The 23662-nt window shown below is 64.2% G+C and carries 16 protein-coding genes; 5 read left to right on the forward strand and 11 right to left on the reverse strand.

The window, feature by feature from the left end; all coding sequences use genetic code 11:
* Nucleotides 1-11 precede the first annotated feature (11 nt).
* Nucleotides 12-3674 carry a pilus assembly protein gene (locus ASE26_RS01205; RefSeq protein WP_156397991.1) on the forward strand — a complete coding sequence of 1221 codons (3663 nt, stop codon included), beginning with the start codon at nt 12-14 and terminating at the stop codon, nt 3672-3674.
* Nucleotide 3675: 1 nt separating this feature from the next.
* The gene (locus ASE26_RS30385; protein WP_055931072.1) at nt 3676-4257 is read left to right on the forward strand and encodes an energy transducer TonB; all 582 of its coding nucleotides are present in this window, start codon (nt 3676-3678) and stop codon (nt 4255-4257) included.
* Between the two features lie 14 nt (nt 4258-4271).
* Here the strand turns inward: ASE26_RS30385 and ASE26_RS01215 are convergent, their stop codons facing one another.
* From ASE26_RS01215 to ASE26_RS01255, 9 genes are all read right to left on the reverse strand, one after another.
* Complete coding sequence (locus ASE26_RS01215) at nt 4272-4856, reverse strand: Crp/Fnr family transcriptional regulator (RefSeq protein ID WP_156397992.1); 585 nt, start codon at nt 4854-4856, stop codon at nt 4272-4274.
* A gap of 8 nt (nt 4857-4864) precedes the next feature.
* Nucleotides 4865-5281: an ester cyclase gene (locus ASE26_RS01220; RefSeq protein ID WP_055931078.1), complete on the reverse strand. Its 417-nt coding sequence runs from the start codon at nt 5279-5281 to the stop codon at nt 4865-4867.
* Nucleotides 5282-5331: 50 nt separating this feature from the next.
* The gene (locus tag ASE26_RS31335; RefSeq protein WP_082591270.1) at nt 5332-7140 is read right to left on the reverse strand and encodes a DAHL domain-containing protein; all 1809 of its coding nucleotides are present in this window, start codon (nt 7138-7140) and stop codon (nt 5332-5334) included.
* The gene (locus tag ASE26_RS01230) at nt 7137-8033 is read right to left on the reverse strand and encodes a cytochrome-c peroxidase (protein WP_055931080.1); all 897 of its coding nucleotides are present in this window, start codon (nt 8031-8033) and stop codon (nt 7137-7139) included. Before ASE26_RS01230 ends, ASE26_RS31335 begins: the two co-directional genes overlap by 4 nt.
* 9 nt (nt 8034-8042) lie before the next feature.
* Complete coding sequence (locus ASE26_RS01235; RefSeq protein ID WP_055931083.1) at nt 8043-10154, reverse strand: EAL domain-containing protein; 2112 nt, start codon at nt 10152-10154, stop codon at nt 8043-8045.
* Between the two features lie 20 nt (nt 10155-10174).
* Entirely contained in the window at nt 10175-10558 is a 384-nt protein-coding gene (locus tag ASE26_RS01240; RefSeq protein ID WP_055931086.1) for a response regulator transcription factor, read from the reverse strand.
* A gap of 48 nt (nt 10559-10606) precedes the next feature.
* A complete protein-coding gene (locus ASE26_RS01245) occupies nt 10607-11209 on the reverse strand; it encodes a response regulator transcription factor (RefSeq protein ID WP_057245470.1) in 603 nt (200 codons plus the stop codon).
* Nucleotides 11206-13350 (reverse strand): ATP-binding protein, encoded by a 2145-nt coding sequence (locus ASE26_RS01250; protein ID WP_229208105.1) that lies wholly within the window; start codon nt 13348-13350, stop codon nt 11206-11208. Before ASE26_RS01250 ends, ASE26_RS01245 begins: the two co-directional genes overlap by 4 nt.
* A 103-nt stretch (nt 13351-13453) precedes the next feature.
* Complete coding sequence (locus tag ASE26_RS01255) at nt 13454-16546, reverse strand: ligand-binding sensor domain-containing diguanylate cyclase (RefSeq protein ID WP_162246558.1); 3093 nt, start codon at nt 16544-16546, stop codon at nt 13454-13456.
* Nucleotides 16547-16681: 135 nt separating this feature from the next.
* Here ASE26_RS01255 and ASE26_RS01260 point away from each other — a divergent pair, with 135 nt between their 5' ends.
* Nucleotides 16682-18889, forward strand: a complete 2208-nt coding sequence (locus ASE26_RS01260; RefSeq protein WP_055931098.1) for a TonB-dependent receptor — start codon at nt 16682-16684, stop codon at nt 18887-18889.
* Here ASE26_RS01260 and ASE26_RS01265 read toward each other — a convergent pair.
* Entirely contained in the window at nt 18883-19608 is a 726-nt protein-coding gene (locus ASE26_RS01265; protein WP_055931101.1) for an ABC transporter substrate-binding protein, read from the reverse strand. The genes ASE26_RS01260 and ASE26_RS01265 overlap by 7 nt on opposite strands.
* 234 nt (nt 19609-19842) lie before the next feature.
* Here ASE26_RS01265 and ASE26_RS01270 point away from each other — a divergent pair, with 234 nt between their 5' ends.
* Nucleotides 19843-21864 carry a methyl-accepting chemotaxis protein gene (locus ASE26_RS01270; RefSeq protein WP_055931104.1) on the forward strand — a complete coding sequence of 674 codons (2022 nt, stop codon included), beginning with the start codon at nt 19843-19845 and terminating at the stop codon, nt 21862-21864.
* A gap of 8 nt (nt 21865-21872) precedes the next feature.
* Nucleotides 21873-22709, forward strand: coding sequence for an HDOD domain-containing protein (locus ASE26_RS01275; RefSeq protein ID WP_055931107.1), 837 nt, complete (start codon nt 21873-21875; stop codon nt 22707-22709).
* On the opposite strand, the gene ASE26_RS01280 is transcribed toward ASE26_RS01275, so the two are convergent.
* Nucleotides 22698-23597, reverse strand: a complete 900-nt coding sequence (locus ASE26_RS01280; protein WP_055931110.1) for a LysR substrate-binding domain-containing protein — start codon at nt 23595-23597, stop codon at nt 22698-22700. The two genes, ASE26_RS01275 and ASE26_RS01280, sit on opposite strands and share 12 nt — an antisense overlap.
* Nucleotides 23598-23662: the final 65 nt, after the last annotated feature.

The following is a 23662-nucleotide window of genomic DNA, read 5'->3' on the forward strand; positions in this document are numbered from 1 at the left end:
GAGACCTATCAATGAGGCCACTCTTTAAACAATTGATGCTGGCGGCACTGTTGACCGGCAGCGTGTTGGGAGCCGCCTTGTCGCGCGCTGCCACCACCGACCTGGCCGACAAGCCGCTGGCAAACTCCACCACTGCGGTGCTGCTGCCAAACATCATGCTCGACCTGGACAACTCCGGCAGCATGCTTTGGAGCTATATGCCGGACTATGTTCGCATGAAGTCCGGCAATACCTGGGAGAAGTACTGCCGCGACACGGACGGCAGCATCAACGCTGTTTGCAATCAAGGCGACCCGCCCTATGCGGCCAGCGCTTTCAACAAGATCTACTATAACCCTGCCGTGCGTTATGAATGGCCGGTCAACCCGGACGGTTCGCGCGTGGGTGACGCCACAGGCTCGCACCGGACGGCCTATGGCTCGCCATGGTCCGGGATTCCGAGCGACGGTTTCGGCCAACAGCGGGTTGAATACACTTATGAGCAGACGTCAATGGACGACCCGTGCGGACGCGCTTTTGGCTGCCCGAAGAAGCTGCCGAACGACACCGTTAACCTGGCCACGATCGGCAGCGTCACAGCCAATTTCCCTGACCGCGTCTGGTGCCGGTCATCCACCTCGTCGACCTGCGTCAGCGCAATTGACGGAGGCAACTATTCCTACCCGAACGACAGGTACGATTCGCCACGGCTCGCGACTGGCGCACCGTACTATTACAACGTGACAGTGAGGTGGTGTGACAGCGCCGGCAGCAATTGCCAGGCGAACCGCGACAACACCCATGCCAGGGTCAACTACAGCCAATGGGAGCGGGTTGATATTGTCCCGTCCCGTAACAGCTACCCGAAGGCTGCGACGCGTACCGATTGTACTGCAGCCACCAGCTGTAATTTTGAAGAAGAGATCAGCAATTTTGCGACCTGGTACGCGTGGTACCGGACCCGTTCGCAAATGGCGAAGTCATCGATCGGCCTGGCATTCAAGGATGTGCGCGGCACGCCAAAGGATGTCACGGTAGACCGGACTGACGGCAACTATTTCCATGCCCGCATGGGCTTGATGACCATCGATAACTCCACCATCACGGTCCCGATCGAGGCTTTTGAAGGCACGCATAAGCAGTCGTTCTACACTGAGTTGTACAAACTCAACCCGGACACCAGCACGCCTTTGCGTGCCGCGTTGAACGAGGTCGGTCGTTTGTTTAAGTTTGGCAAGAACGCAGCCTTCCCGAATGGACCTGATCCGATCCAGGCGGCGTGCCAGCGCAACTTTGCGATCCTGGCAACGGACGGTTATTGGAACGGCAATGACCCTTTGCATATTAACGATGCGCGGGACACCGTGATGCAGGACCAGGACGGCGATATCACCAAGGCGCCGCGGCCATCGTATGCTCCGTACCAGGCTGGTTCGCGCGGCGTACCTGCCGACGTGGTTTCGCTGGCCGACGTTGCCTTCTACTATTACAACAATGACCTGCGTCCTGATATGGAGAACATCGTCCCGAGCGCGGGTGGTGCGGCGAATATTGGCGACGTGGCTAACCACCAGCACATGACCACGTTCACCCTGGGATTGGGCGTTGACGGCACGCTGCCTTTCCGTAAGGATTACAAGACGGCCAAGGCGGGTGAATACTACAATATCCTGCAGGGCACAAGGAATTGGCCAGCGCCGAGGGAAAACACCGCGGAAACCATCGACGACTTGTGGCACGCTGCCGTCAGCGGCCGTGGTACTTATTTCAGTGCCAAGGATCCGGCTGCGTTGCAGGATAGCCTGCACCAGGCTTTGGGGAGCATTGGCCAGTCCGATGGTAGCGGCGCCTCCGCCGCTACCAGTAACCTGCAGCCGACGCCGGGTGATGACAACATCTTTATCGCGAACTATCGCACCCAGGCGTGGGATGGCGAATTGAGCGCCTATAGAATGGACACTACAACGGGCGATGTTATCGGTGATCCGCGCTGGCAGGCTGCGGTGAGGTTGCGCCTCAAGGTGGCAGCCGATGGCACTGACACCCGCACCATCTGGACTTCCGACGCCAACAATAACCTGGTGCCTTTCACGACCACTGATTTGCCGGATGCCCAGAAAGCCTACTTCAATGCGACTGTCCAGCAATCGCTGAGCCAATTCAATTCGTGGAGTACCGAGCAAAAGAACGCCGCGAATGCCGATACTCTGGTGCGCTTCCTGCGCGGGCATGACCCGATGGTGACGGTGGACCGGGAAAACAAGCGCCTGTACCGTGAGCGCGACAAGCTGCTGGGCGATTTCGTTCACTCCCAGCCGGTACACGTCGGGGCTCCCCCGTTCAAGTTCCAGGATGGCGGCTACGACGCATTTGTCACCGCCAAGGCTGCTCGTTCCCGTACGGTTTATGCCGCTGCCAATGACGGCATGCTGCATGCCTTTGATGCGCAAACCGGCGACGAGCGCTGGGCCTACATTCCGCCAATGGTGCTGCCGGACCTTTGGCAATTGGCACACAACGATTATGCCGATCGCCACCGTTTCTTCCTGGACGGCGCGCTTACTGTCTCCGACGTTAAGATTGGAAATGACTGGAAAACTATCCTGATCGGTGCCATGGGCAAGGGCGGTCGTGGTTATTACGCGCTGGATATCACCGATCCTGCGAACCCACGGGCATTGTGGACGTACACGGCTGCAGACAATCCAAATCTCGGCTATAGCTTTGGTCCGGCCCATGTCACCAAGGTCAATAACAAATGGATGGCGGTGCTGACTTCCGGCTACAACAATGTTGCCGAAGGTGGCAGGTACGACGGCGACGGCAAGGGCCACGTGTTCTTGCTGGACCTGGGTGACGCAAGTATGAAAGCACACGTCATTGATATTGCCACTACAGCCGGTACCAAGGAAAATCCAAGCGGGCTGGCCCGCCTGAATATTGCTGCGCCCGATTTCAACATCAGCAACACGGGAGTTGCAGCATGGGGCGGCGACCTGCTGGGTAATATGTGGCGCTTCAACCTGACGGCCGGCACCGCTACGAAAATTCTGGCGCTGGACAGCAGCCGGCCAATCATGGCCGCACCGGACCTGACGGGCACACCGGACAGCGTGACGGTGTACTTCGGAACCGGCCGCTTCCTGGGTACGAGCGACCTGGTTGTGCCTTCTGCTTCGGTGACTTCGCAAATCGTCGGCGCGTTCAAGGATGACCTGCAAAGTACAACGACGCTGTCGCTGGATGCGTTCTCAAGGCGCACCATGAGCAGCTCCGACACCAGCCGCGACATCTCAGACGCGGGTGGAACGAGCACCGTTGGCTGGTACTTTGAACTGCCTGGCGCGGGCGAGCGCGTTGCCGTCGATCCGCAAGTGTTCGAAGATACATTTGTCGTACCGACTGTGGTGCCTTCGGCTTCGGCCTGCCAGCCGGGTGGCTTCAGCTGGATGTACCAGTTCACGACGAGCGGCGGCAAACCTGCTGGAAATACCTCGCTGGGCACCAGGCTGACCTCGCCGATCGTTGGTATGACAGTGAGCCTGCTGCCAAGCGGCAAGCCAGTGGTCGTTGCCGTTACTGCCGATGGCAAGCGTCCAAAAACCATCGGCTTGAAAAAGCCGACCCAAGGTGGCGGCGGAAACGGCGGCGGGGTCACGACTACGCGCCTGCAGTGGCGTGAGTTGGGCAGGTAAGATGCGGCGTGCACCGTGGGGCAAGGCCGGCGCCTTGGCCCTGACGGTGCTGGTGCACCTGGCCCTGCTGCTTGGTGTTCGCCAGCATGGCAGCGCCCCAAAGGCGTTGCCACAGCCTGCACCCGTTGTCCTGACGGTTGCGTTGCTGCCTGAGCCGGCAGCAGCGCCTGCCGAACCCGCAACACTTCCCGAACCAGTCCTGCCGCCCCCTGCGGCGCTTTCTCCCGCGCCCCATTCCACTCCCGAGCCGCCGGCCGTGCCGGAGCAATCGGAGACACCTCCCCAGTTTTTCCAGTTACATGAGTTGACCACTCCGCCAGCGGTGGCCGATGGACTGACGCGTGGCGAATTGCTCGAACTGCCGGGCACCAAAGGTGGTTATATCACCGTGCGTTTCTGGATCAATGCGCTGGGCGAAGTCGTGCGCGCAAAAATTGTCGGTGTCGATGGCAACGAGGACGATGAGGAAAAGCTGCTGGCGGCACTGCGGCAAGTGCGCTTCTTGCCGGCCCGCATCGGCCACGCCGCCGTGCCCAGTGAATTGGAGATGGAGTTGCGCGTGGTCCGCGCAGCCGGGCTGTAAAGTCCGATACCGTTTTATGCGAGCCGGCGCGCAATCCGGTTCAGGCCGACGGGCGTAACGCCCAGGTAGGCAGCCAATTCCTTTTGCGGCACGCGCTGCACCAGCCCGGGGCGGCTGTCGAGCAAGTGCTGGTACATCTGTTCCGGCGTGTACATCAGCAGGTCGCGTTCGCGCACCATCTTCAATCCGGACAAGGCCTGGAAGCCGAAGCGGATGGCCTTTTGCCATGCCAGGTGGCGCTCCCCGAGGTCATCGACCAGGCGCCAATCAAGCGCCTCCACCACGCTCGCTTCCAGCGCCGCGGTGCCAAAGCTGGTGCGGCCTCCGGGCTGGAAGCCGAGCGGGCAGGCAAACAGTTCATCCTCCGCCGTGAAGCTCTTGATCCATTCCTTGCCGTCAGGCGTTGTGTAGAACTGTTTGAGCAAGCCTGAGCGCACGCCAAACAGCCTGGGGCAATGGTCGCCCTGGTGGAAGGCAAATTCGCGCTCGCGCAATTGCACCAGCCGCACGGACGCGGCCAGCGTTTCCACTTCAGGCAGTTGCAGGCCCGTAGCCTGTTCCAGGCGGTGCAGCGCGCGCACCAGCATCAGAGGTTCCATGCAGTCGATTATAGGACGACACCGAGCTGGCGCATCAGCTTCAAGTCCTCGGTGATGCGCCAGTGCTGGCAAATGCGGCCGTCGCGGATCCATTCGATCTGCATCTGCCGCACGTCGATGGCCTTGCCGGTTGGTTCGATGCCGAAAAAGCTGCCGCTCTGGGTGCCGGTCATATGAACGTAAACAGCGACGCGGTCAGGCGCCAGCACCAGGTCTTCGATGCTGTAGTGCAGGTCCGGAATCCCTTGGCGCATCATGAGCACGATGGGTTTCAGGCCGTCGGGGCCGGGCTGCGGATCGGGCAGGCCGGGGCTGTGGTTACGGTAATCGCTGGTCAGCAGCTCGTCGAGCACATCGACTTTGCCCTGGTTCCAGACTTCTTCGAAATAGCGTTCGATCAGGCGTGCGTTGGCTTGCAGTGTCATGTCTTCCTCCTTGAAAGAAGACAGCTTAGCGAGGCGAGCGGGCTGCGTAATTAACCCGGGTTAAGGCAGGCATCAAATTCGCACGGAGCGCTTTGTTTTACCGGCAGCACCACGCGGAAAGTCGTGCCGCAACCCGGCGCGGTTTGCACATCGATGTGGCCGCCGTGGTTGCGGACAATACCATGCGACACCGAAAGTCCCAGCCCCGTACCTTTGCCGACTGCTTTGGTGGTGTAGAAAGGGTCGAAGATACGCGGCAGTACGTCGGGCGCGATGCCGCAGCCATCGTCTGCTATTTCCACCCATGCTTCCTCTTCATCATGGCCAGAGCGAATGGTGATGACACCGCGCCCGGAGCCGATGGCGTGACCGGCATTGACCAGCAGGTTAAGGAAAACCTGGTTCAACTCCGACTGGCGGCATTCGACCTGCGGCAGCCTGCCGTATTCCTTGCGTACCTCGGCCACCTTGCGCAAGTCGCTGGCGATGATGTGCAGGGTGGAGTCGATACCTTGATGCAGGTCGGCCCACTGCCAATCGTTGCGTGGACCGGCGCGCGAAAAGTCCTTCAACGATTGCACGATTTTGCTGACTCGGCTCATGCCGTCGTGCGATTGCTCCATCAGGAGCGGGATATCCTGGCGAAGGAAGTCGAGTTGCAGCTCGGCGCGCCGGGCCACCAAACTTCGCGTAGATTGCGGTGCGAAACCTGCGCGTTCGGCGGCTTCATAGCTGTCCAGCATGTCGAATAGCTTGCGCAAATATTCATCCAGCATGCCGAAGTTGGATGAGAGGAAGCCTAAAGGGTTGTTGATCTCATGCGCGACGCCAGCGGCAAGCTGGCCGAGCGAGGCCAATTTTTCGGAATGAACCAGGCGGCCTTCCAACGCACAGCGTTCGGCTATTTCCGCCTGCAGGCGGACGTTCGCACTTTCCAGTTCCGCCGTGCGCGCTGCGACGCGTATTTCGAGCTGGTCATTGGCGTGCTGTAGTTGGCGGTTGAAACGGCCAATGATCGTGTGGCTGTGTATCAGGCGCCAGGCGGCGTAAAGTAGCAGGCCTGTCAGCGCGGCTGCAAATAGCAGCAAAAGCTGGCGATGCAGTTGCGCCTGGCGCGCGGCTATTTGCTGGTGGGTGTTCAGGAGCGATTCGATGCGCTCCAGGTGCGGGGCGGTAGAGACGGCGTCGAAGCGCTGCATCATGAGTCCGACCTGGTAGGCTTCGCGCAGCACGGCGCGGGCATGAGCCGTGAAGATATCAAGGCGCTGTGCTGCCACTGGTTCCATACGAGGGCGCATTGCCTGAAGTACTTCGAGGGCGTGCGCTACGTCCGGCAATTCGTCTTCGCTGTTGCCTTCACCGTAGACCAGGGTGGGGATCAATATCTGTTGCACGGCCGCTTCGGCGGTTGCCGGCAGCAGGGCCGCGAGGTCGCAGGCTGCCTGGGGCAGGAAGCTCAACGAGCTGCGCAGCACTGCATGGTGGGTCTTGAATGCCTCGATGAGGCGTAGTTTGCTGTTCAGGGCCAAGCGATAGCCAGCAATGGCTTGGAGCAGGCCGGGCACCTCCGACGCTGAGTGGACACTGGTTAGCGTGTCGAGCTGGCGCGGCAGGGCTGTCGCCTGCGCCGCAGTGGGGGACAGGCTGTCGTAGTTGCGCAGCATCCCGATACGCAACTTCATCATGGCTTCGTCCCAATTTTCGTCGACTTCCCGCAGTTGGCGCAGGGTCGCGACATCAGAGAAATGGTCGGCTGGATGGTAGTCGCTGCTGCGGAGGTAAAAGAACAGCAGGGCAGAAGTGAGTGCCAACGCCACCAGCAACAACGGCAACGGCAGCGCCCGCGAATAGCGGCTCATGGCAGGCTCCGAGGCGCGGCATCGAGCGTGCGCAGGAAAGCTGCGATCAGCTTGCGGTCTTCGGCACTGGCAGTGCGGCCAAGCTGGAACAGGAACATCTGGTCGATTGCATCCTCCAGCGTGGCGACCGAACCGTCGTGGAAATAGGGCGCGGTGCGCGCCACATTGCGCAGGCCCGGCACTTTGAAGCGCTGGCCGATGCCGTTGCGCTGGCGTGCGGTGGCGGGCAGCAGCTCGGCCATCACGCCGAACAGCTGGTACATATTGCCGCCGGCGTTGCTGCCCTGGTGGCAAGTGGCGCAGCCGGCGCGTTTGAAACGCTGGTAGCCTGCCAGCTCGTCTTCGTTCAGAGCCGTCTTGTCGCCCAGCAAATAGCGGTCGAAGCGGGAACCGGGTGTCAACAGGGTGCGCTGATAACTTGCCATCGCATCCTGGATAGTGGCTGCCGTCACCCCCTCGCGGTACAGGCTGTTGAAACTGCGCCGGTAAGCCGGGTCGGCCGCAATGGCGCGCACGACAGCTGGCCAGCTTGCGCCCATCTCCTGCGGGTTTTCCACCACACGGGCGACTTGCTGTTCCAGCGTGGCGGCGGCGCCATTCCAACCCTGGCGGAAATTAAGCGCGGCATTCAGGATGGTGGGTGTGTTGTGCGGTAGCGGCTTGCCGTCCAGTCCCGTGGCGCGTGCCAGGCCATCGGCCCCGGCGTGCGCCAACTGGTGGCAAGTTGCGCACGACAGGCGACCATTGCCGGATAAACGGCGCTCGTTGAACAACAGGCGACCCAGCGCGACGCGACCCGGATTCGGCACCTGCGCAGCAGGCACTGGCTTGATGGGTTCTTCGGCCAGCACAGCGGCGGCGGCCAGGTACAGGCTCAATAGCAGCGTGCGCATGACGGCCCCTTATGCGGCCAAACCGTGGGCTTGCCAGTAATGACGCATGGCGGCGCGGATGTTATCGCGCAGTACCTGGTTATCCCATGGCTTGGTGTAGAAACGGTACAGGGCACCGCGGTTGACGCTCTCCATGACCGTGGCCAGTTCGGTCTGGCCGGAAAGGATGATGCGCAAGGTGGCTGGGTACAGGTCCTTGATGCGGTCCAGAAGCTCGGTGCCGCTCATGCCGTCCATGCGCTGGTCGCACAGCACCAGGTGTACCGGATTTTGCGCCAGCAGGTCCAGCGCCTGCGCGGCGCTGGAGGCCGACAGGATGCGGTACTGGTCCTGGCGCAGCAGGCGTTCCAATGCAGCCAGCACCATTGGCTCGTCGTCGATCAGCAGCACGGTGGGCTGGACCGGCGCCGGGATACCCTGCGCTGGCGCCAGTTGCCGGCCCTCGCGCAGCAAGGCTTCGAACTGTGCCGCCGGGAGCGGGCGGGAAAAGTAATAACCCTGGATCTGGTCGCAACGGCGCCGCAGCAGGCAGGCCAGTTGCGATTCGGTTTCCACGCCTTCGGCCACGACTTGAAGGCCGAGGTTGCGTGCCATGCCAAGGATCCCGTCGACCAGGGCGGCATCGCCCGGGTCCCTGGCAATACCGTCGATGAAGGACTTGTCGATCTTCAGCGTATCGACCGGGAAATGCTTCAGGTAGGCCAGGCTGGAATGGCCGGTGCCGAAGTCGTCGATCGCCACTTTGACGCCCACCTGGCGCAGTGCGGCCAGCACGCCTGCGGTGCGCGCAGTGTCGTCCATCAGGGCGCTCTCGGTGACCTCCAGGCCCAGCATGCCGGGCTGCACGCCGTGACGGGCCATTGCCTGTTCGACTGAATGCTGGAACTGAGGGTCAGCAAACTGGCGGCTGGCCACGTTGACTGCGATATTCAGGCCCGGTGCCAGCTGTGTCCAGCGCGCCGCCAGCAGGCAGGCTTCGTCGATGATCCAGGCGCCGACCTGGACGATCAGGCCACTCTCCTCGAGCAATGGCACGAATTCGGCAGGCGACACCAGGCCGTGGCCGGGGCGGCGCCAGCGCAGCAATGCTTCTGCGCCGGCAATACGGCCGCTACTGAGATCGACCTTGGGCTGATAGTGCAACTCGAACTCGCCCTGTTCACAGGCGCGGCGCAAGGCTGCCGACAATGCGAGGCCGTGCTGGGCTTCGCTGGCAATGGTGTCGGTATAGCAGCACACTGGCTGGCTGCTCTGGCGCCGGGCAAACTGCAGCGCCGTGCCGGCATGCAGCAGCAGGCTCGAAGCATCGCTGCCGTCCTGCGGATACAGGGCGACGCCCACCCTGGCGTCCAGCACGACGTCGCTGTCCTGCAGGGCGACGGGCAGGCAACAGGCGCGGCGCACCTCGCCCGCGGCGAGGGCCGGCGCGGCGACGCCAGCGGGCAGCAGCATGGCGAATTCGTCCGCGCCCATACGGCCAAGGCTGGTGCCAGGCGGTGCCCAAGCCTGCAGCCGCTGCACCAGTTGTCCCAGCACTGCGTCGCCCATTTCGTAGCCCAATACATCGTTGATGCGGGTGAAGCCCTCCATCCCGACCAGCAGCAGGGCACCGGCTTCGTTGCTGCACACGGCCTGTTCCAGCTGGCGCGTGAACGCTTCGCGGTTGGGCAGTCCGGTAATGCTGTCGTGGCTGGCCAGGTGCAGGCTTCGGGCCCTTGTCCCCTGCAGCAGCAGCCGCACTTCCAGCAAGTGGTGCACGCGCTGCAGCAGTTCCGCAAAATCGTAGGGCTTGCCGATGAAGTCGCGTGCGCCGGCGGACAGTGCGCGCAGCTTGAAGTCGTGGGCGGCGGTAATGGCCAGCACCGGTGGGTAATCGTCCGGCGCCAAGGCTTTCATGCGTTCCAGCATGGTGAAACCGTCCATCACGGGCATGTTCAGGTCCAGCAGGACCAGATCATGGCGCTGGCGGCGGAACATTTCGAAACCCTGCAGCGGGTCGGTGGTGCTGTCGATCTCTCGGTAGCCGGCCTGCTGCAGTACCGTCACCAGCAATTGCACATTGTTCGGGTGGTCGTCGACTACCAGAATGCGGGCGTTCATCAAATCGGAGGGGGTGACCATGGTTGTTCTCCTGTTCAGGCTTATTGTTGGTGCCAGCGCGCCCACGCCGAAGCGACGGCGGCCAGCAATTGTTCTGCATCGACTGGCTTGGGCAGGAAGGCCAGCGCGCCGGCCCGCTCCATGCGAGCCCGGGTGTCCGCCGAATGTGAGCCGGTCACGGCGATCACGGCACTGCGCGGCATGCTGGCGGCAAGGTGCTGTTGCAGCTGGTAGCCGTCCATGCCGGGCATGTGCAAGTCCATCACTACGCAGTAGGGCGGTTGCTGCATCGGCGCCGCCAGCAGGTCAGCGCCGCCGCTGAAACCGTAGGCTGGCAGGCCGGACGCGCGCAGCAGGCGCAGGATGGCGCGCCGCACCGGCTCTTCGTCGTCGACTACTGCTATCCAGGGAATTAAGGTATCCATGCAGCCAGCTTAGGCTGCCGGCGGCAAGGTGGCTATTACACCTTGGTGCTATGCCTGGCCGAGCAGGCGCACCAGGGCGGTCACGCTGCGCACTTGCATTTTTTGCAGGATGCGGGCGCGGTGGATCTTGATGGTCTGCTCCGCCGTGCCCAGGGTGGCGGCAATCTGCTTATTGAGCATACCTTCCGCCAACAGCGGCAGGACGTCGCGTTCGCGCGGCGTCAGGCTGTCCAGGCGCTGCCGCAGGTCCGACTGGCTGGCCTGGCTGGCGTGTGCCGCCTGGTTCCGCTGCAGCGCCGCCTGGACGGCCGCCAGCAGGGTGGCTTCATCAACCGGCTTGGTCAGGAAATCGGTGGCGCCTGCCTTCATTGCTTGCACACCGGAGGCCAAGTCGCCATGGCCGCTGAGGAAGATCACCGGCAGCAGGCTGGCACGCTCGGCCAGCAGGCGCTGCAGTCCCAGGCCATCGGTGCCGGGCATTTCGAGATCGAGCACGATGCAGCCAGCTTCCTGCGGCGCGCCGGCAGCCAGGAAGTCGGCCGCGCTGGCAAAGCCGCGCGCCTGGTAGCCGGCCGCAGCCAGCAAGCGTAGCAGGGCCTTGCGCACTTCCGGCTGGCCGTCCACCAGGTTGACCCAGGGGCGCGTGCTCAAGCAGCCTCCGGCAAGGTGAGGTGGAAGGCGGCGCCACCGCTTGCCAGGTTGGCAGCCCACAGCTTGCCGCCGTGGGCGGTGGCGATGTTGCGGCAAATTGACAGGCCGAGGCCCATGCCATGCTCCTTGGTGCTGAAAAAGGGATCGAAGATACGCTCCAGCTGGCCGTCGGCAATGCCGGGGCCGCAATCGCTGACCACGAAGCCCAGCATGCCGTCCGATTCACGCCGGCAGTGCAGCGTGACGTTGGCCGTGCCCGGGGCGCAGCCGGCCATGGCGTCGCAGGCATTGACCAGCAGGTTGATCAGCACTTGCTGCACTTGCACGCGATCGGCCAGTACTTCCGCATCGGCCACTTGCACATCCAGCCGCAGCGCCACGCCGCGGTTGATGAAGTCGTTGCGCAGCAGCGCTGCGACTTCGGTGGCCAAGGCGCTCGCAAGGATAGGGTGTTGCTGAGTATCCTTCTTGCCGAACAGGCTGCGCAGGCGGCGGATGATGTCGCCGGCGCGGCGATCGGCGGCCACAATGTCGGCCAGGATTTCAGTTACTTCGTCGAGTGCCGGCTGCGGCGCGCGCAGGAAGCGCTGGGCCGCTTGCGCGTTGCTGAGGATGGCTGTCAGCGGCTGGTTCAGTTCGTGCGCCAGCGCGCCGGACAGTTCGCCCAGCATGGCGACGCGCGACAGGTGGGTGACTTCCTGCTGCTTTTGCAAGATTGCCAGCTCTGCCTGTTTGCGCTCGCTGATGTCCAGCGACACGCCGCGCACAAGGCGTGGCTGGCCGCCGCTACCGGCCTCGACACTGCCGCGCGAACTGATCCAGCGCAAGTTGCCGTCGGCCAGCAGCAGGCGGAATTCGGTATGATAGCGCTGGCGCGGCGCAGTCAGCACGGCACCTGCGCTGGCCCGGTCATCCGGATGGACGCGCTGCATTACGGCATGCACCGTCACGGTTTCTTCCATTTGGAAGCCGAACAGCTTGCGCCATAGCGGGGAAGCCCATACCTGGTTGTGCTCCAGGTCGCGTACCCACAGCCCCAGCTCGGCCGATTCAGCGGCCAGCGCCAGGCGGTCGGCGCTTTCCTGCGCCGAGGCCTGGGCACTGCGCAATTGCTGCGCGGCGTCGAGCAGGGCTTGCCGCAATTCGTTGGCTTCCCGCAGCGGCTGCAACGGAATGACGGGCAATTGGCCCTGTCCCACGGCACGCGCCGGCTCCATCAGGGCTTGCACGCTGCCGGCAATGGCGTCTCCCATGCGCCAAGCCAGTGCCAAACCCAGTGCCAGCGCGGCCACGGTTCCGGCTACCAGCCAAGCCAAAGCGTGGCGCAGGGCGCCTGTCAGCTCATCGAGCGGGATGCCCATCGCTACCACCCATCTGCTGCGCGGCGCCGTGCTGTATACCGTGTACACCGGGATGCCATCCAGGGTGTGCGCCTCGAAGCCGCCGTCGCTCGCTTGTGCAATATGCTGCATCAGTGCAGGCGTTGCCTCTTTTCCGACATAGTGTGCGCTGTCATGGCTGCGCACCGCGATCTTGCCCTGACTGTCGAGGATGCCGGCGCGCCAGCTGCCGGGGAGTTGCTGCGCCGCCAGCAAGGCGTCAAGCTGCTCGGGCGCCGCTGTCGCATTGAGGGTCATCACAATCTGCCCATCGCGGCGCACCGGTACGCCAACAGTGTAGATCAGCTTGCCCGCCAGCGGCCCGGGAAACAGGGCCGACTCGCCGGGCTTGCCAGTAGCCAGGATTTTCGCGAGCAGCGGGGTGCGCGGCAGTTTGGGCAGGGGTGAGCCATAAGACCGGCGGGTGGACAATGCCAGGCTGCCATCGAGGCCGACCAGCACCAGGCTGTCGGCGCGCAGGTTGGCCAGCGCCTCGGTAGCGCGGGTGTGGAAGGCGGCCAGCTCACCGTCATGCAACTCGCGCGACGTGGCGAGCGCCTGCAACGCGGCCGCGTTGTGATCGAACTCGCGGTCCAGTTCCGCGGCCATGGCCTGGGCACGGGTTAACGTGCTGTTGACCAGCTGCTGCCGCCCGCGCTGGTAATAGTCGGCCAGCAGGAAGCCCGCTGCCGTCGCCATTGGGATCACGCAGCCCAATACCAGGATCGCCAGCCTGGCCCTGACACCCAGCACCCGATTCACTGCAGACAATGCCCGCTCCCTTGCGTGGCGGCCCGGCGGCCATTGCAGCTATTCTATTTAAAAATGTAGCAAAGGCAATTTACGTGCACGTCGCAATGGTCAACTAGTGCCAATTCACAACGCGGCCGCGCTGCTGCGGTACCAGCAGCGAGACGTCGCCTGCCGCCACCGCGCTGGTGGGATCGGCCAGGAAGCGCGACAGGCCGGCCTCGCCGCTGCGCGCCTGCACGCCGACCCAGGCGTCGCGCCAGGTATGTTTGGCGGCGTACAGCGCGGCGTCGGCCAGCCGTTGCAGCGATTCCGGCGTCAGCGCGCTGGGGCGGCCCGGCATGCCGGGGAAGGCGGCGAAGCCGATCGATACGGTCTTGCGCAGCATCTGGCCGCCGGGGATATGGAATTCATGGGCCGCGACAGCCAGGCGAATCTTTTCCGCCAGCGCGGGCGCGTCGTCGCGGTCGATGAAGCGCGCCACCAGGAGGAATTCCTCACCGCCCCAGCGCACGATGTGGTCGGAGCTGCGCATGCAGTCGCGCAGCAGGCCGGCGGTCTGCTGCAGCACGGCGTCGCCGGCGGCATGGCCGTGCTGGTCGTTGACGCACTTGAAGTGGTCGAGGTCGAGCATGAACAGCACCAGGTCGGAATGCGGTTCCGGCGGCACGTTGCGATGGCGGCGCGCGGCCAGGTCGAAGTCGGCCTGGATGGTCTGCTCAAGGTAGCGGCGATTGTGCAGGCCGGTCAGCGGGTCGGTTAGGCTGGCTTGCTCCAGCCGGCGCGAAGCCGCTTCCAGTTCGGCGGTGCGTTCCGCCACCAGGCGCTCCAGCCGTTCGCCGCGGCGGCGCAGGGCATGCAGGCGCAGGCGGAACAGGAAGGCGACGCCTAGCGCGCCCAGCACCCACATGGAAGCATGGAACCACCAGGTCTGGTAGAAGGCAGGCTGCACGTGCAGCTTAAGCGCCCATTCCTGCGGGCTCCATTGGCCGGCGCGGTTGCTGGCCTGCACCCGCAACCGGTAGTCTCCCGGCGGCAGGTGCGAGTAGGCGGCTACGCGTTGACGGGCATCGACGCTGACCCAGCCGGCATCGTAGCCGTCCAGGCGGTAGCGGTACTGCTGCTGTTCCGGCGCGCTGAAGTCGGGTGCGGCAAACTCCAGGCGCAGGTCGCGCTGGCCGGGAGCCAGCGTGCGCTCGGGGAGGATGCCGGCGCCGGGTTGCTCGACGCCATCGATCGTCAGTGCGGTGGCCGTCACGGCCGGCTGGTATTCCCAGCGCCGCAGCATGTGCGGCCGCACGCGCAGCAAGCCCTCCGGCGAACCAAACAGCAGGTCGCCGCTGCGCATGCGTGCGCGGCTGGCATAGTACAGGGTGCGGAACTCGTTGCCGTCGGCGCGGTCGAAACTGCGCCAGCGCCAGGTCAGCGGGTCGATGCGCACGCGGCTGCCGAGCCACACCTGGCCTTGCGCATCCTGCAGCAGCGATTCGGGCGGGTGGGGCGGCAGCTTCAGGCGCGCCGACAGCACGTCGAAGTGCGCCGCCGTGCCGTCGAAGGAGCGCAGGATGGCGGCGCCGGACTGGGTGGCCAGCCAGAGCTGGCCGTCCTTGTCGACCATCAGGTCCGGCACCCAGTTGTCGGGCAGGCTGTCGGCCCGTGCCGGGTCGCGGTAAATGCGGCGCGCCTTGCCGGACCTGGTATCGAAGGCATTCAGGCCGTCATTGGTGCCGATCCACAGCGTGCCGTCCGGCGTGAAGGCGAGCGCTTCGACTTCGCGGCCCGACAGGCTGCCAGGGTCGTCCGGCTGGTGGCGCCAGGCGTTCACTGTGCCATCCTTGCCGATGCGCGCCAGGCCTTGCTGGGCACCGGCCCACAGTGCGCCGTCGGTGCCAAAAACCATGGCGCGCACAGGGCCGCCGGGCATTCCTTGCGCGCTGCCGAAACGCTGGAAGCCTTGCTGGCCGGGGCGCTGGCGGTGCAGTGTGCCGTCCAGCGTCGCCACCCACATGCTGCCATCCGGTCCTTGCGCCAGGCAGGTGACGGCGCTGTCGGCCAGGGCATCGCTGCGACGGGCGTCGGGCCGGAGGCCCGCCACCAGTTTGCCGCCGGCATCCAGCACGTCGACGCCATTGCCATTGGTGCCCAGCCACAGTTTGCCGTCGGCCGCTTCCAGCGCGCGCACAATGGCGGGATGGCTGGGACCCAGCGGGTTGGCCGGGCTGTGGCGCAGCTTCAGGAAGGCGCGGCTGGACGGATCGTGGTGGGCAATGCCGCCGCCCCATGTGCCGGTCCAGGCCAGGCCTGAGCGATCCACCAGCAGGGCGCCGATGCGATCGTTGCCGATGCTGGAAGTGCTGGTGCTGTCGTATTGCAGGCGGTCGACCACCGCCAGGCTGGCGCCGTCGACCACGTCGATGCCTTTGCCGAAAGTACCAAGCCAGATTTCGCCTGGCAGCGGTTCGGCAATGCTGTAGATCCAGAAGTGGCCCAGGCCCGGCAGGGCGTGCACTTTGCCGCTGGCCGGATCGTATACGGCGGCCCCCTGGCGCGAACTGCCGATCCAGATGCGGCCCTGGCTGTCCTGGAACAGGCGGATCGCATTGGCCGGTCCCACCGGCGCCGAGAAGCGGCCGTCGCCGAGCCAGCGCTGCAAGCCGGCATCGCCGGCGACCCACAATCGTCCTTCGCGGTCCAGCAGCACTGCGCGCAGCTGGTTGTTGGCCAGGCTGCTGCTGTCGCCTTCGACGTGGCGGTAATGGGTGAACCGGCCGCTGGCGGGATCGAGCACCGACAGGCCGTTATCGGTGGCCAGCCACAGCATGCCGCCGGCCAGTTCCACGATGCCTTCCACGCGGTCGTTGGCCAGGCTGTCCTTGCGTTGCGGGTCGTGACGGTATTGCGCGAAGCGTTCCGTGCGCGGATCGAATACGGACAGGCCGCCGCTGATGGTGCCGATCCACAGCCGGCCATCGCGCGCGGCGTGCAGGGCGCGGATATAGCTGCCGCCCAGCGCCGACGAATCGCCGGGCTGCGGGCGGAACACCTTGTAGCCGTAGCCGTCGTAACGCACCAGGCCATCCTGGGTACCGATCCACAGCAAGCCCTGCGCGTCCTGCACCATGGCGGTACTGAGGTGCGCCGGCACCTGGTCCGGCATGGCAATGCGCTGGAACGACACGACGCCCGGCCGATGTTGCGCCGATGCCATAGCGCCTGCTGCAAGCAGGCAGGCCAACACAGAGGTGCGCAGCAAAGAACCCATTGCCCGGGGATGGTTAAATTGAAACTATCATTATGCCACGCTCAGCTAACTCTGCTAGCATGAAACCACACAGGAGGCAGCATGCGCGCATGGTGGGCGATCGGTGTGGCGGGACTGGCGGTATTGCCGCAGGCGAGGGCGCAGCCGGCGCAGGAAGGTGGGCTGCCCAGCGTCTATGTCACCGCACAGCGCCGCGCGGAGCCGTTGCAGGAGGTGCCGTTCAATGTCTCGGTGCTGGGCGGTGAAGCGCTCGGCCTGCTGGGCGCCAGTGGCCGCGACCTGCGCTACCTTGCCGCGCGCATGCCGAGCCTGCACATCGAATCCGACTTTGGCCGGTCGTTCCCGCGCTTCTACCTGCGAGGCCTGGGCAATACGGACTTCGACCTGAATGCGGCGCAGCCGGTCGGCGTGGTGTATGACGAAGTGGTGCAGGAAAGCCCGCTGCTCAAGTCCTTCCCGCTGTTCGACCTGCAGCAGGTGGAAGTGCTGCGCGGGCCGCAAGGAAGCCTGTTCGGACGCAATGCACCGGCCGGCGTGGTGAAGTTCGATGCGGTGCGGCCGGCATTCCGGCGCGAGGGCTACCTGAACACCGGCATCGGCAAGGACCGCATGCGCAACGCGGACGGGGCGTTCAATACGGCGCTCGGAGAAACGCTGGCACTGCGCGTCTCGCTGCTTAGCCAGCACCGCGCCAACCGCGTCTTCAACGACCGCCCCAATGCCGCCACCACGGAATTCGAGGGCTACCACGACAACGCCGCGCGGGTGCAACTGCTGTACCAGCCGGGTCCGGCCTTCAGTGCGCTGCTGAACGGGCATGCGCGCCGCATGGGAGGGCGCGCCACGCTGTTCCGCGCCAATATCATGCAGAAGGGCAGCAACGCGCTGGTGCCGGGCTTTGATTACGCCAGCCTGCCGACGGACGGCATCAACCACCAGCACCTGAAGACGGGCGGCGCCAGCCTGCGCCTGCGCTGGCAGTTCGATGGCCTGAGCCTGCATGCCATTTCGGGCTGGGAGCGGGCGCGCTTTTACAGCCGCGCCGACGTGGATGCGGGCTATGGTTCGCTGTCGCATTTGCCGATGGGGCCGGGCCGCATACCATTCCCGTCCGAGACTGCCGATGCGCTGCCCAGGCACAGGCAGTTGACGCAGGAGGTCCGGCTGGAATCCGACCCGGCCCGCGAGTGGAGCTGGCTGGCCGGCGTGTATGGTTTCAGCGAAAAGATCAGGATCGACAGCTTCGGTTTCGACACCTTCAACGGCAACAGCCAGAATGCCTACGCCTGGCAGGAGCAGGACAGCCGCTCGCTGGCCGCCTTTGGCGCCCTGGCGTGGCGTGCACGTCCGGGCCTGCTGCTGCGCGCGGGCCTGCGCTATACCAAGGACCGCAAGGACTTCTTCGCCGCCCGCCCGCAACCGGCGCCGGGGGCGCAGCCGATTGCGGGACTGGCAGCGGCGCCGCGCGGCAATGATCTCAGCTGGGATCTTGGCGCGACCCAAGCCCTGTCGCCCGACAGCCACGTGTATGCGCGGGTTGCGACCGGCTACCGCGCGCCATCGATCCAGGGCCGCATCCTGTTCGGCAACAGCATTTCCGTGGCGCGCGCCGAGCAGGCCGTGAGCTGGGAGGCGGGCTGGAAGCAGGACTTCATGCAGCACCGTGCGCGCCTTGGCCTGGCGCTGTTCCGCTACACGGTCGCTGATATGCAGCTCACCGCCGGCAGCGGCGTCGTCAACCAGAACCGCCTGGTCAACGCGGCCAAGGTACGCGGGCAGGGTATCGAAGTGGAAGGGCTGGTGCGCCCCAACAGCGAATGGACAGCCAGCGTGGGCGCCAGCTATAACGCGACCAGGATTCGCGATGCCGGCTTGTTCGTGCTCCCCTGCGGCAATGGCTGCACGGTGCTCGACCCGCGCGGTACGGCGCCCAATAACGTTTTCATCGATGGCAATCCGCTGCCGCGTTCACCGCGCTGGATCGCCAATGCCACGCTGCGCTACAGCCGGCCCTGGCGCAGCGGCGCGCTGTTTGCGGCCACCGACTGGGCTTATCGCGGCCAATACAATTTCTTCCTGTACGAGGCCGTGGAGTACAAGGCGCGCCCCTTGCTCGATGGCGGCCTGCGGCTTGGCTACAAGGATGGGCGCGAGCGCTTCGAGGTGGCTGCCTTCGTGCGCAATGTGACCAATAAAGTGGTGGCGGTAGCAGCCATCGATTTCAACAACTTCACCGGTGTCGTCAACGAACCGCGCAGCTACGGCATCCAGCTGAAATTCAATTACTGATATTTCGATGTCATGCGCAGCCACTGGGGGTCTTCGCGCATGCGTTTGATGATCGGCGCGACTTTGTCGAACAAGTCGTTGCGCCCCATCGGTACCAGGAAGCGGCGTTCCGTTGCGCGCCCCGGAAAGTCCACCAGGGTCAGGCTGCCATGCAGCCCGTGCTGGCGTACGAAATAGCGCGCCGTCGATTCCGACACTGCCACGCAATCGATGCGGCCGCGGCGCAGCTTCTCCAGGTTGATCTCCTCGCTGATGGCATCCTGGCGTTGCAGGCCGTGGCGCTGGATCCATTCATCGATTCCCGGATAGACATAGCCAAGCGTCAAGCCTATCGATTTGCCAGCCAGTCCTTGCGGAACATCCATCTGCACCGGATGCTCGCTGCGCGACACCAGCACGAAGTGGTCGACAGCGAAGGCCGTGGTCCACAGGTATTTCTTCTGTGCGACGTCATCGAACCATTGGGGCATCATGCCAATAACGATGCCGTCCAGCGTGCCGTCTTCCAGCCGCATCTGCAGTCGTTTGCGCGGCAGGTAGGCCAGCCGGAAACTGGTGCCGTCGGTGGCCTGCTTGTTCAGGTACTCGATGGCTTCGTAATAGATGCCGCGCGTGCCGTCGATTACAAGGGGCGCGAAATTGGCGCTGGTGTACACGGTAACTGTCTCCGCCATTACGGCCGGCGACAGCAACGCAGCAAGCAGCGTCAATAACGGCATTAAAAGTTTCATAGACGCACTATAGCAAAGCCCTTAAACATGCATCATGAAAGTTAAATTCTTCATTAGCAATTGTTTCGCGCCGCCGCAACAGAAATGGTGATGGAGAAAGTGATTTAAGTAGTAAATTCTCACGAATTGTAACGCCAGGCCTTAATTCGGCATAAGATCAAAGCAAGAGGTATCGCGGTGCCGCAACGCACTTTTTGCCAAACTTGTCTTTAGGAAATTGCCATGAATCCTACCTCGCTTCTCGGTCAACTCAAGCTGGCTCACAAGTTCCTGATCCTCGGCCTGATCGCGGCACTGCTGGCGATCATTCCTGCCTTCCTCTACCTGAGCGAGGCGGGCAAGGTGCTCGACGCTTACAAGGGCGAGCATGAAGGCTTGCCGATCGTGGTCGACGGCCTCAAGGTCGTGCAATACACGCAGCAGCACCGTGGCCTGTCGGCGCTGGTGCTGGGCGGTGTCACGAGCGTGGCGGAAAAGCGCCGCGCCAAGCAAGCCGAGGCCGATGCGGCCTACGGCCGGCTGGAAAAAGCGGCTGCCGCGCTGGGCGACAAGGCCATCATCGATGCGTTCGCCGCCGCCAAGCAGGAATGGGAAGCGCTGCGCAGCAACGTGGCGGAAGGCAAGATCACCGTGCCGCAAAGCTATGCTGGACATACCGGCCTGGTGCCGAAGCTGCTCAAGGTGAATGAACTGATCGGCGATGCCTATGGTCTGAGCCTCGATCCCGACAAGGACACGTACCAGCTGATCCAGTCGATGTTCTACCAGCTGCCATGGCTGACTGAAGAGACCGGTAAGACCCGTGCCAAAGGCGCCGGCCTGCTGGCGAAAAAGGAAGCGACGCCTGAAGACCGTATGCAGCAGGCGGCCATCATGTCGCGCGTGACCGATCGCCTGGACCAGACCCTGACTGCCTTTGGCAAGGCGGCCGCGGCGAATCCGGCCATCGAGGCCAAGCTCGGCGCGCAGCTGCGCGAGGCGGGCGAGGCGGCGCGCAAGATCGTGGACCTGGGCACGGAGCAGATCGTGAAAGCCGATCCGCTGACCTATTCCGGTGAAGAGTGGGTGGCCAAGACCACGGCGGCAATCGATATGCAGTTTGCCGTCAATGAAGCGGCAGCGAAGGAAATCGATAGCATGCTTTCCGGAAAAATCTCCGGCTTCACCGAGCAGCGCTGGATCATGGTGGTCTCGATGGTGGCGCTGTTTGCACTGGCGGCCTGGATTTGCGTCCTGATCGCGCGTTCGGTGACGCTGCCGCTGAAAAACGCCATCGCCGTGGCGGACGAGGTGGCGCAGGGAAAACTCGATAACGACTTCGACGTCGGCCCGCCCAACGAAGTCGGGCAGTTGCTGCGCTCGCTCAAATCCATGAGTCAAAGCCTGCGCGGCATCGTGTCCGACGTGCGCGCCAGCGTGGACCAGATCAATGCCGCCAGCCGCGATATCGCAACCGGCAACGCCGACGTCTCTTCGCGCCTGGAAGCGCAGGCATCCAACCTGGAGGAAACCGCTTCCTCGATGGAAGAACTGACTTCCACCGTCAAGCAGAACGCCGATAATGCACGCCAGGCCAACCAGCTTGTGCACAACGCTTCCACCGTCGCCGGCAAGGGCGGCGAAGTGGTATCGCAAGTGGTGCAGACCATGGGTGAAATCAACGATAGCTCACGCAAGATCGTGGACATCATCGGCGTGATCGATGGCATCGCCTTCCAGACCAATATCCTGGCCCTGAATGCCGCGGTGGAAGCGGCGCGCGCCGGCGAGCAAGGGCGCGGCTTTGCCGTGGTGGCTTCCGAAGTGCGCAACCTGGCACAACGCTCGGCTTCGGCAGCCAAGGAGATCAAGGACTTGATCAACCACAGCGTGAACCGCGTCGAAACCGGCAACCGCCTGGTGGGCGAAGCCGGCCATGCGATGCAGGAGGTGCTGAAGAGCGTGCAGGGTATCACGGCCATCATGCAGGAAATCGCCACCGCGTCGGCCGAGCAGGGCAACGGTATCGAGCAAATCAATATGGCCGTGACGCAGATGGACGACACCACGCAGCAGAATGCGGCGCTGGTGGAGCAGACCGCGGCCGCGTCGGCCAGCCTGCAGGACCAGGCGCAGATGCTGGTGAAATCGATCAGCATCTTCACGCTGGGGAATGAAGGCGAGGCCGCGCCCGTTGTGCGCAAGGCTCCCGCTGCGCGCCGCCTGCCAGGCAATGTGCGCGCATTGCGGACGGCGTCGGTATAATTTCTTGCATGGAAAAGCTCAGGGACCTTGCCACCATTATCTCGGAAGTGCAGCGTGGGGAACTGGTATTCCCCACCAGCGTCAATGCCGCACTGGCATTGCAGCTTGCATTGGCTGACCCTGATTGCCACGACGATGAAATAGCGCGCAAGGTGCTGGGCGAACCGGTCCTGGCAGCGCGTGCCGTTGCGCTGGCCAATGCCGCCGTGTTCCGGCGCCATGGCGCTGCGGCGATCACCAGCGCGCGCGCCGCGGTGATGCGGCTTGGCTACCGCAACCTGTATTCGCTGGCGGCCGCCATGGTGGTGCGCCAGTTCGGCGCCCGTATCCGCGATGCGCAACTGCGCGAGCATGCCGATCAATTATGGAAGTACTCTGCCCACGTGGCAGCCATCGCTTACCAGGTGGCGCGCCATATCACCGGCACCGATCCCGATACCGCGCTGTTCGCCGGCATCGTGCATGAAGCCGGCAATTTCTTCCTGTTGTCGCAAGCCGACCAGGTGCCCGGCTTGCTGGATGAAATGGGCCCGCGCCTGGGGCCGGTGCAGGAAATCGTGGCGCGCGCAGTACTGCGCAGGCTCGAAGTGCCGGAAGCGGTTGGCGCTGCCATCATGACGCTGCGCGATGGCGCCATCAGCCTGCCGCCATCCGGCCTGCGCGATACGCTGCTGCTGGCGCGCCACCTGTGCCCCGTGCTGTCGCCGCTGCCTGCGCCGCAGGACGACTACCTGGTGCGGCGCTCCGATATCGTGCAATGCCTGGAAAACTTCCCGGACCTTGCCGCACTGCTCGACCTGGCTGCCGCCGAGGCGCGCTCGATGGGCGTAGCGCTACTGGCCTGAGGCAGCAGGCGGAGCATCTTCCAGCAATTGTTCGGCCAGCAGGCTGGCGTGCGGCGTCAGCACTGCAAAGTCGCGCGCACACAGGTAGAGCCGGCGCGTCGCCCAGGTTTCAGCCAGCGGCGCGATGGCCAGGTCGCGCCGCAGCTGGCGCGCCACTGCGCCGGACATGATCGATATGCCGATGCCCGCTTCGACGTGCATTGCCACATGGTCGATGCTGCGCAGCAGGATGCGGTAGTCGAGCTGGTGGCCCAGGCGCGAGGCGCGTTCCCCAAGGTGCGTTTCGAGTGCGGTATCGGCGATGCCGACGATCGGTTCGCCCAGGATATCGGCAAACGTTACGGCGGTTTTCTGCGCCAAGCGGTGTGCATGGCTGGCCACTACCACCAGCTGGTCGCTGGCGATCAGGTGCGTCTGGAGCGGACCGAAATCGGTGATGTCCGCCACGATGCCGAGGTCGGCGCGCCGGTCCACCAAGGACTGGACGATCTCTGCGCTGGGGCGCTCCAGCAGGTCGATCGACAGGTCGCGATAGGCGGCCAGGAAGCGGCACAGGTGCGGCGGCAGGAAGGCCGCCAGGGCAGCGGAATTCGACAGCAGGCGGATGCGCCCCTTCAGGCCGGTAGCATAGGTGCGCAGTTCGCCGCGCATCTGCTCAACCTGGCCCAGGATCGAGCGTGCATGGCGCAGCAGGGCTTCGCCGGCCGCCGTGGCGCGCACGCCGCGCCGGTTGCGCTCAAGCAGCGGCGCCCCCAATGCTGCCTCCATGCCGGCTATGCGCTCGCTGACCGATGCCAGCGCAAGGTGCATGGTGCGCGCGCCCTGGGTCAGGCTGCCGCATTCCACGACGGTGAGGAAAAGCCGCATATCGGTCAGGTCGAAGCGCATCTATGGTCTCCAGCATTCGGAATTTCCGAAGTGTAGCACCGGAATTGCCAGATTGCGGGACTGTG

It is taken from the genome of Duganella sp. Root198D2, assembly GCF_001428585.1.
Classification (GTDB): domain Bacteria; phylum Pseudomonadota; class Gammaproteobacteria; order Burkholderiales; family Burkholderiaceae_D; genus Rugamonas.